The organism is Blautia sp. Sow4_E7 (assembly GCF_052116245.1).
Taxonomy (GTDB): domain Bacteria; phylum Bacillota; class Clostridia; order Lachnospirales; family Lachnospiraceae; genus Blautia_A.
In genome coordinates this window covers 72,227-82,397 of the sequence record NZ_JBQKLL010000013.1, presented here as the reverse complement: position 1 = coordinate 82,397, position 10,171 = coordinate 72,227, and the positions used below count along the sequence as shown (strand labels likewise).

General features: G+C 42.2%; 10 protein-coding genes and 1 riboswitch. Of the genes, 2 read left to right on the top strand and 8 right to left on the bottom strand.

Annotated features, from left to right (window positions below):
- The 6 genes from ACTQ50_RS09815 to ACTQ50_RS09790 form a co-directional block, all read right to left on the bottom strand.
- Window positions 1-346, bottom strand: a 346-nt coding sequence (locus ACTQ50_RS09815) for a transposase (RefSeq protein WP_441484035.1), incomplete at its 3' end; no start/stop codon positions are given.
- 279 nt (window positions 347-625) lie between these two features.
- Window positions 626-2,680: a hypothetical protein gene (locus tag ACTQ50_RS09810; RefSeq protein WP_441484034.1), complete on the bottom strand. Its 2,055-nt coding sequence runs from the start codon at window positions 2,678-2,680 to the stop codon at window positions 626-628.
- Between the two features lie 3 nt (window positions 2,681-2,683).
- A complete protein-coding gene (locus tag ACTQ50_RS09805; RefSeq protein ID WP_441484033.1) occupies window positions 2,684-3,802 on the bottom strand; it encodes a hypothetical protein in 1,119 nt (372 codons plus the stop codon).
- A 15-nt stretch (window positions 3,803-3,817) separates the two neighbouring features.
- Entirely contained in the window at window positions 3,818-4,924 is a 1,107-nt protein-coding gene (locus tag ACTQ50_RS09800; protein ID WP_441484032.1) for a hypothetical protein, read from the bottom strand.
- A 255-nt stretch (window positions 4,925-5,179) separates the two neighbouring features.
- The gene (locus ACTQ50_RS09795) at window positions 5,180-6,439 is read right to left on the bottom strand and encodes a zinc-ribbon domain-containing protein (protein ID WP_441484031.1); all 1,260 of its coding nucleotides are present in this window, start codon (window positions 6,437-6,439) and stop codon (window positions 5,180-5,182) included.
- 12 nt (window positions 6,440-6,451) lie between these two features.
- On the bottom strand, window positions 6,452-7,087 hold the full coding sequence (locus ACTQ50_RS09790) for a serine/threonine-protein kinase (protein ID WP_441484030.1): 636 nt from the start codon (window positions 7,085-7,087) through the stop codon (window positions 6,452-6,454).
- Between the two features lie 132 nt (window positions 7,088-7,219).
- On the opposite strand from ACTQ50_RS09790, the gene ACTQ50_RS09785 reads away from it, so the two are divergent.
- On the top strand, window positions 7,220-7,645 hold the full coding sequence (locus tag ACTQ50_RS09785; protein WP_226821662.1) for a helix-turn-helix domain-containing protein: 426 nt from the start codon (window positions 7,220-7,222) through the stop codon (window positions 7,643-7,645).
- A gap of 157 nt (window positions 7,646-7,802) precedes the next feature.
- Window positions 7,803-7,875: riboswitch (Fluoride riboswitch) on the top strand.
- A 53-nt stretch (window positions 7,876-7,928) separates the two neighbouring features.
- Entirely contained in the window at window positions 7,929-9,134 is a 1,206-nt protein-coding gene (locus ACTQ50_RS09780) for a cation:proton antiporter (protein ID WP_441484029.1), read from the top strand.
- A 111-nt stretch (window positions 9,135-9,245) separates the two neighbouring features.
- Here the strand turns inward: ACTQ50_RS09780 and ACTQ50_RS09775 are convergent, their stop codons facing one another.
- A complete protein-coding gene (locus ACTQ50_RS09775; protein ID WP_195698984.1) occupies window positions 9,246-9,608 on the bottom strand; it encodes a type II toxin-antitoxin system HicB family antitoxin in 363 nt (120 codons plus the stop codon).
- Window positions 9,592-9,849, bottom strand: a complete 258-nt coding sequence (locus ACTQ50_RS09770; protein ID WP_195698949.1) for a type II toxin-antitoxin system HicA family toxin — start codon at window positions 9,847-9,849, stop codon at window positions 9,592-9,594. The genes ACTQ50_RS09775 and ACTQ50_RS09770 overlap by 17 nt, the downstream gene beginning before the upstream one ends.
- Window positions 9,850-10,171 lie beyond the last annotated feature (322 nt).

Here is a 10,171-nt window from a genome sequence, read left to right as displayed (position 1 = left end):
AACGGCGGGTATAATTCTTTCCAAATGTAGAAAAATGAGGTATCGGATCTAGCATGTCCAGTCCAAGAAACCAGCGGTATGCAACGTTTACCTCGATCTCTTTCATGGTCTGACGCATGCTTTTTATTCCATAGAGATACTGAATGAATGGTATCTTTATCAGCATGACGGGATCCATACTGGGACGGCCGTTATCCGGACAGTATTTTTCTTCAACCAGATCATAAATAAAGTTCCAATTGATTGCTTTATCAATCAATCGCAGCATATGGTTTTGAGGTACCATGTCATCCATGGAAAACATCATCATTTGTTCTCTTTTTTTATCTGCATTTTTCGTCATCATAAAAAACACCGCCCTTCTGATATTTATTATATCAGAAAAGCGGTTCCAACAATAGCAAAACCCTGCAAAAGCAGGGCTTTGTCTACAATCTGAGAGGGAATCACTTTCATGATTCCCTCTTTTTTTACGTATTGACTGAAATATTGAATTTTCAAGGTTCAACACACCATATCAGTATGGAAAGTTTTAGTCAGTAAATTATCACTTTTCATAGGTGCATGCTGATCAAACTATTTCCGCCAACTTACATCATTTTAGCCGGCAAAAATATTAAGACATTTAGTTATGCTTCAATTCCATCTTAACCGTTTTCAGGACTTCACCGCTTTCCTGGTCAAGTAATTCCATTTCTACATATTCGCACTGTGAAAGTCCATGTATGTATATATAATTGCTTTTAATATCAAATTCTTTCTCATAAAAACTAATGAGATTCGCAGGCAGACTTCCCTGATACACAACTGAATTAAAGCCCGTTTTCATATCTGTATTTCCTATCAGTTTTAATGAATATTCATGTCCCGCAAGCCCGCCTTCTACTGTCATATGAAAAAATACCATCTCATCATATTCCTTGATTACCGTACTTTCAAGATTGGTAAAATCATCATCCTCTGACCGGTTTAATGCCATGTTGACTGTTACAGGGTATATCTCATTCATAAGCTCTATTATGTTTTCTCTTTCATAATATTCATCATATAAATCATTTATATACTTTTCTGTAATTGCATCGGCTGAATCTTTATGTGATGAAATATACTCATACTTTGAAGCATTAACAATTTCACTGTCCAACTGTTCATAATACGCTTCAGCTTCATCCACATCACCATTTTCTTCTGCTGATTTTGCAGCATTCAAATTCTCTTTGTCCGTACGTTCCTTTATGAGAGTCTCAGTGTCTTTTATAAGGCTACTGGCATCTTTATAATCAGATACGAGTTTAAATTTATCAATCGCCTGCTCATATTCGCCTTGTTTCATCAACGCAACTGCGGTTGTATAGTTTTTTTCCGTTGTATATTGGTTATACCAAGTTATACCAACAGCCAGAACAACAACTATGCCCGCGCATATACCACCGATTTTTCGATAACGTTTCTGCTTCGCTTCTTTTAACGCCTGTTCTTCAGCCAGCTGTATTCTTCTCTTTTCCTGTTCTTCCGCTTCTCTTTTTTCAGCTGCAATCCTTTTTTCTTCCGCTGCTTTTTTCTCGGCTGCGGCCTTCTCCTCTTCTGCTTTGCAAAGCTTTACTGCGTCTTCATATAACGAAATTGTTTTCTCTGCTCGTGCAGCCGCTCTTGCTTTAACAGCTTTTTGCTGTATATCTACTAAATTTTCCTGCGATAATAATTCCTGTAATTTCACATAGGAGGCATGACATTTGGGGCAAAGTGCATCTTTTCTTACCGGATGTCCGCAAATACATTGCCAGAAACCATCGGCCTCATACGGCAAAAACAGTTCTGCCTCTTTATCAAGAGCGGAATAATCTTGAAGCATATCTCTCACATATTTCAGCCTTGGAAATGTTTCATCCGTCATCTTCGGTTGTTCATTCAGCATAAAGCTCTGAAGTTCTGAAGTTCTTCTCCATACGGAATTATCTGTAAAAGAAACCTTCTGACAAATCATGCTCACCTGATATGCCACTTCTGTTCCTAATTTAAAATATTTATCAAAAGGAAATTTGTCTTCCGATCCGATGTTCAGTCCTTGATAAACACATTCCTGTTCATTAATCAAATCGCCTGTATCATCAAAAACACTGACCTCAAAATATGCTGATCGAATCGTTTTTGCAGATTGATTAGTTATAACCGCCCACAATAAATCATCTGAATCCGATGTTTCAATCACTATAGATTCTATATAAACCGGTGCGTCAGGCTCCCATTTGGCATATTTATATCTGTGCTTGACAATACGCGATGGATCTTTTTCAGAAGCATTCTCTGAATCAACATCTGACATTAGTTGATTGGACGGAATAATAACTGGTGCACTGCTGCCTGCTATGGATGTTGCCGGGATGTCTGCCTGAATATTCGGATACTGTCCTTTAAAATAATCATATAGAGAACGGTTTTCTCCTCTTTCGGCCTCTTTTACCGCACGATTGATGCTGGATTCTGTCATAAAATCCATGGTGGTCTCCATAAATGCGCCACAGGCACCACACTTATAGCCCTTTTGATCTTTTCCAATAAATCCTGCAGCCGCTCCTGCAACACCGAAGGTAACTGCGCCGGCAACCGCTTTTCCAGTACTGAAGGTCTTGTGCTGCGTTTCCGGGTAAATCAGCTGACTGCCGCAATATTTACATCTCATAATTTAACTCTCCTTCTTAACCAGACTGTAATATGGTCTAAGATTTTCCCCAACAGTACGGAGGAGTATTTTATCCTCTGTCATTCGTCTTATAACGGCAATTACACTTTGATTGGACATTTCTGATATTTTCGGACAGCCTGATTTAATATCATTAAGCGTCACCAGTACCCCATTTTCATTTTTCATATAATTTAGGATCTCATTCCTACACTGTTGTTCATCCATCGCATGCGTTGCTGTCACTGCACCGTCAACTACAGGATTTTTTTTCTCCTCCACATGTGTCAAATTGTCATAGCTGCCCAAACGATAGAAAAAATAAAAAGGATCTTCGGCAGGAGCTCCATCAATCATCAACCTTTCAATGATTTTGTTCTTATACATTTCTTGCAGACAGTTGATGATCATTCTGCCATCTGCTGCAAAATTCTCCTTCATAATCCCATTCTGTCCCTGCAGCCAGGAATACGAATCTCTTTTTTCCCTAATACTTGCTGCATTCACAGGTTCATTTTCTGTATCCATGATAATAAGGATCAGATGATACAACCCAAGTTCATTAATCCCAGCCTGTTTCAACAGCCTGGTTCCCCATTCAACCGGTCTCTCAGGATACAATGTGGGCGTACAAACATGCATCAAACGATATTTACCATCCTTAATCGCCAAGACACGTTCCATGACCAGTTCATCTAACAGCAGTTTAAATACCGAATCATCCAGCGCTGACATTTCTTCACACCAGCCAGATAACTCTGTGGCAGACATATCCCCTTCATCCTCGAGAATGGCAGATACCAACTGTCCGTTGGCAGATGAAGCAGTTTTCAATTTTACAAAATTCTTATAAGGTATTTCTTCCTCATGTTCTTTCCACTTCCTGATTGAAGCACTAATCTTGTCACGTTTCTCTTTTCTCTCAGCAAGAATCTGTGCAGCCGCCTCCTGTTCTCCACGCAATTGATACATCTCACTGACCTGCGAAGCCGTTGCATTCGTCGGCATCGCCAGAACCTTCGCAGCATTATTTGAAATAATGTTGCGTAATTCATCATCACTTATCTTTTTAAGTTCCGGATATTTCATTTTCTTCCATACCTGAACGTAATCACTTGCCATAATTTAGCCCCCTGATTATTCTTCTGCAAATCCAAAATCTTCCAATGTCAGTCCGCAATCCGTAGTAGACAGATAATCTGCCAATGCATCCAACAGCACTGCATTATGGGTATTCCAATACTCAACCACTGCATCGGAGGCATCCTTCGGATTTCCTTCCAGGTCATAGTACTGAGTCAGGGTGGTGTTTTCCTTAAAGGTTGCCGGTTCAAAAGAAGCTTTCACGCTGCCGTCCATTTCGTCTGAGCCAATATTACTATACAGCTGTACACTTGATGCCAATTCGTGCAAAAAGATAATGGACTGCTGTGTTTTGTCATCCTGATCGTAATAAACAGTTTCGTATACCATAATATATGGAATATCATTATCTTCTGTTGCAGCAATATCGATCACACGGTCAGCATCTTTATAATATTCATGCTGATAATAATTGTCCTGAATCTCTTCTTCATTCGCTTTCATATATTCATAAAGTGTGGCTGCAGAAGCAGACAATTTACTTTTCGTCACCAGACTGCCAAAACCAGCTGCTGTGCAGGCATCGGAAAATCCATTGCTGCTAATGGTAAAATTGTATTTAGAGCTTCCAATATAGATCACACATTTAATATCGTTTCCGCCACATAATGTATCTACGAACCAGTTTCCATCTTCGTCATTCAACGCTCCCAAATATAAATCTCCATTAGGAGCTGTACCGAACAAATTAAACTCTTTTACTTCATCCCCGACTTTTGTTTTTAAGATAAGTTCATCCTCTTCAGAAGACAAATAGGTAGCTGGGGTGTTTCCATACTCCAAAAGCCGAAAGGCTGCAACATACTTCTGGGAAACTTTCTGAATAAAAAGAGCACCGCTAAGTGTAGAACTTGCAGTTGCGGTATTACTGAAATCTCCTGTTATTGGTGTTTTTAACACTGGATCAACTCCCTCAGTTTTGTCTCCGAACTCATCAACTGACTGGTCGATCATCCATACTCCATACAAATCCCCTGTACTGGAATCCTCTTCTGTCTCTGAAACCGTCTCTGCATCTGCATTCTCCTCCCCATAGGAAAGCGTTGGAGACATAAATACACACCCCAATGCCAGCACCAGCGCTAATGTTCTTTTCTTCATCCTTTGAACCCCCGTTTTTCGTAATTGTATTTGAGACTGATAAGTTATTGTATAATAAATGGAGGTGGGAAAACAATTACCTGGAAGCATAGTATCACGAGACAAAACACGCTCTGCTAAGCCAAACTCCCATGCAAGCATGGACTTTGGCTCGCTGCTCGCGAAAAAAGGGTTACAGACCGCAAGTGATCCGTAACCCTCAAAATCTTATTAAAATATTACTTAAACGCTATGTAAAAATTCCCTCACAGAACATTACTCAGAAGCAGTTTCAAAAACCGCTTTCGCCGTATCCACCGAATGCTCTGCTTTATTATCAATGTCCACATCATTTCCTGAGAATGTGCTTCCCGCGAAATCAAGGACTTCATTTCCAGGCAGATTTTCAATGCAGACAGCTGTTCCATTTCCAGTAAACGTGTTATTCAGATAGTTTGGGGCCGAGCCATATGACATACTGCTGTTGAATTTCAGCGCAATCTTATTATTGGTAAAAGTACAATTCATTGCATTTACCCAGGCTCCATTATTGGCAATCGCAGCCGTATCCCAGCCGTCAAAACTGCACTCCGAAAGTAAAACAAGGCAGTACGCATTCACCCCGATTCCTGAATTCCCCTTAAAGTGGATTCCTGACATGTCCGCGTAATTTCCGTTCAGGCCACGCAGGCTGACGGTTCCGGTAAAAGTAGTCACGTCATCCCCGTCCGAGCTTCCATAAATTCCCCACACATGATTTCCAAAAACAATATCCCCATCATAGGTTACCGCCGGGAGATGAAGGTAAACCGGTGTTTCCGACGACACCTCTTCCTCAATGGAAGCCAGCAATGCATTTAATTCCTCCGTGGTCTCCATAGGCACATCCTCTGAAAAATAGGTAACTGCTGCCTGTTTTTCAATGGTAAGCCGTGTACTAAGGGAAATGGTGTCGCCATTTTTCATAGTCAGGTTCCACAGAATGTCGTTGGTACCGCTGTCAGCGGAATAAGTAATGTCCGAAACGTATGCTGCATTGGGGAAGCTTTCGTTATGCATCGGTTCTACGGATTCCACTTTCTGTGAATTTTCCCCAGGTTTTGCATCCACCTTGCAGGACGCTACCTTCTCTGAAAATTCTTCCCACGCCAGTTCTCCAGTGTCCTGATCAAAAACATACAGCTGACAGGGAAGAGCACTTTCCATTCCCTGGGCCAGGGTGTCGGTACGTTCCCCCTGGGCGTGCCCGGTTACTCCATCACCCTCGGAAAAACTCAGCAGTACTTTGTAAGACTTTCCTTTATCCGTATAAACCACCTGTGCACCGCCCTCATAGGACTTGGGACGATGATACAGGGAAAACGCAATCCCGGCCGCTGCCAGAAGCACCACCACGGCTGTCACGCCGAAAGCTGCCTTTCTCCACCGTTTTGGCGCTTTTACCTCTTGTTTTTCCGTCTGGACCGCTGTGCAGTGGGGACAAAAAGAGGCATTGTCCGGAAGTGGCTGTCCGCATTTCACACATTTTTTACTCATTCTCTTCTCCTTTTATAAAACCTCCATTAAATGAAGGATATTTTTGTATCTCTTTTCTGGATTTACCATGGTGCACCGCTGGACGACCCTGCCCATTCTGCCGCTGGCCAGCTTTCTGGAAGGGTGTTCTCCTGTCAGCATAATATTCAGCAGAACTCCCAGTGCATAAATATCCGCACGCCCGTCTGACTGGGAAAGCCCGTACTGCTCCGGCGCCGCAAAGCCTGTGGTTCCCAGGATCTGCGTATCTTCCCTGTTTTCATTTTTGTAAATTCTGGCAGCATCAAAATCGATGAGAACGGCTTCTGTTCCGCGTATGATCACATTATCTGGCTTTACGTCTCTATGTACCACTCCCATGGAGTGAAGCACCCACAAGGCCATGCACAGCTGACAGGTGATCTGCTTGGCCTGTGCCGCTGTTAAAAGTCCGCCCTGCAAAATCTCTCCAAGGGTATCCCCTTGCACATATTCTTCCAGCAGAACTGTTTTCCCCTCCTTTTCCCCTACCTCCATGATCTGGGGCAGATTGGGACAGGAAACAGCGAGCAGTTTCCTGTATACTTCACTGCGCTCGCTTTTTTTGATCAGGCGGACCCTGTCATATTCGTCATGAACTGCACTTAAAAGACTATCATAAATGTCCATTTTTCTCCTTGTCAGTAGTTAACACTATGCTGACTGCATATTGTTTTTCAGAATTTTTTATAGTATAGTTTTATTTGATTGTATTGTTAAAACTATTTTAACTTATTGACAAATTATTGTAAAGGCGCGAATATGGAAAAGAAAAATACAGATGGTTTACAGCAGGAGCTTATGGATTCCCCGGATCTGAGTCAGTTTCTGTCCCAGAACCAGGAACAATTTGAAAATAAGACTGTGGCAGAATTATTGAACCGTCTGTTCGAGAAGAAAACCATCTCAAAGGCAGCGCTTGCCAAACAGGCCGGCATGAGCGAGATTTATCTCCACCAGATTTTTGCCGGCCGCAGGAACCCTTCCAGGAACCGCCTGCTGTGTCTGTGTTACGGGCTGGAGGCAACAGTGGATGAAACCCAGGAATTGCTGAAGCTATGTGGAATGGCGCAGCTTTATCCGAAATTGAAAAGAGATGCCATTATTTATTATGGGCTGCTTCATGGGCTTAAATTGTTTGAGATTAATGATAAGCTGTTTGATGAGAATGAAGAGACGTTGTTTTGATGCTGCATCATGCTTCACTTTCAAATAATTACTGTTCTTAACAACGTGATTTATAGAATAACACCTGTAGACAGTAATTGAATCAACCTTTAATTTTGAAATTTGAAAAATTATTCTTGCTATAACTTATGTAATATGCTATTATACACACGAAAATGAAACAAAGGGGAATGAATGTCTCCCCGGGATCATCCCGAACCGCTTATTAAGCTGATGACTTCTGTGATAACAATTGTCGCAGAAAGCATCAGCTTTTCTGCGTAAAAAGGAGGAATTTATAACAATGTTAACATCTTTAGCCTTTATTTTTCTTGTAGGCCTTTCCCTGGCAGCAATCTGCCAAGCACTGAAGCTGCCCCGTATTATCGGAATGCTGCTCACCGGTATTCTCCTGGGACCTTATGTACTGGATGTGTTGGATCCATCCATTCTTTCCATTTCCTCGGAGCTGCGGCAGATTGCTCTGATCATTATTTTATTAAAAGCCGGACTTTCCCTGAATCTGGCAGACCTGAAAAAAGTGGGACGGCCTGCGATCATGATGTCCTGCATCCCGGCTACCTTTGAAATTCTAGCATACTTTTTGCTGGCCCCTTACTTTCTGGGGATCACCAGACTGGAAGCTGCTGTTATGGGTGCCGTAATGGGCGCCGTTTCCCCGGCTGTGGTTGTCCCAAGAATGGTACAGTTGATGGAGGAAAAATACGGCACAGCCAAAAGCATTCCCCAGATGATCCTGGCAGGTGCTTCCTGTGATGATATTTATGTGATCGTGCTGTTTTCCACATTTTCTACTATGGCACAGGGCGGCAGTGCACATGTGAAGGATTTTATCAACATTCCGGTTTCCATTGTCCTGGGTATTGTACTTGGAAGTGTGACTGGTTATCTTCTTTCCCTGTTTTTCGAGACAGCCTACGCACACAGCCATATGGTGCGGAACAGTATGAAGGTGATCGTGGTAATGGGCGTGTCTTTCCTGCTGATGTCTATTGAGACATGGCTGAAACCGGTGGTTTCTATTTCCGGGCTTCTGGCTGTGGTAAGCATGGCTTGCGTTTTAAAGCTAAAGTGTACCTCTTCCGTCTCCGCCCGTCTTTCCCAGAAATTCGGAAAGCTGTGGCTGGCTGCTGAAGTCCTGCTTTTCGTACTTGTGGGTGCATCCGTAGATATCCGCTATACCTTGAAAGCAGGTCCTGCAGCCCTGGCTATGATCTTCGCCGCCCTGCTAATCCGCACCCTTGGCGTCACCCTCTGCGTAGCCGGAACCAACCTGACCGCAAAAGAAAAACTGTTCTGCTCCATCGCCTACCTGCCCAAAGCAACCGTCCAGGCCGCCATCGGCTCCGTCCCAATGGCCATGGGCCTCTCCTGCGGACAGATCGTGCTCTCCGTAGCAGTTCTGGGCATTCTGATCACCGCGCCGTTGGGGGCTATTGGGATGGATTGCAGCTATAAGAGGCTGCTGAAACGAGAATCGTGTAGCTAAAATGGCAAAAGGCACCCTTACACAAATTCGTTTGAGGATGCCTTTTTCACTATTCTATTTCAGTTACATATATTTGTTTGAGTTCTCTATCTCTGAATCGTTACGACAATTTTACTTAGAGAATACTGCATCATTTCTGGAAAGAAGATATACACAATATTGATTCATGCTGATTCCTTCTCTCTTAGAATGTTCTGCCAATGATCTATGCAGGCTTCGAGGTATTCTCAACTTAAATTGTCCCGAATAATCTTCCAAGCTGTCTGGCTCATGAATTTCTATCCCATCTTCTAATGCAGCCTCCAGCCAGGCTTTTTTCGCATCCACCGCATTTGCCACTGCACGTTCTAAAGTTTCTCCGCAAGTAATGCAGCCAGGTAAATCTGGATAAGAAACTACAAATCCGCCTTCGTCTTTATCTTCCACAATTTCCATACGATAGGACATTGCCATATAATCATTCAACGTCTTCATCATTTTTCACCTCGCCTTCCACAATCAGTCTTACCATCTCTACATACACTTTCTTGATTGGTTCATGCTTCGGTATTGTAATTGGCGTGCACCCTTGTTTTCTAAACGTATAATGACTGCTTCCACTTCTCGGTGCATTCATTTCATATCCATAACTTTCCAATACCTTCCGCAATTCGTCAAATCGGAGGTCTTTCGATAAATTGCATATACGTGTTATCAGTTTATCCCATTTTGACATTTATTATATCTCCTATTCACATTATATGTGGTATCGCATATGGTGTCAATCATTTTTTTGTTTGTCAATCTCATCATACCGTTTACATAGATTCAAAATGCTTCTGATTTTTTCCATATTATTATCCCAATATTCATCAGCTGCATCAAATGGCATCCCATCAAGCAGCTCCAATCTAAATTTTGCTAAATTATATCCCTCTCTCATACCATCAAAATATATTTCTTTATAAAATTTCCAAGCTTGTCATCTCCGTAACAATACATCGTTTTAGAAAATTTCTTATTATCGATCAATTTTCCAAGGTCTTCTTTTGACATTC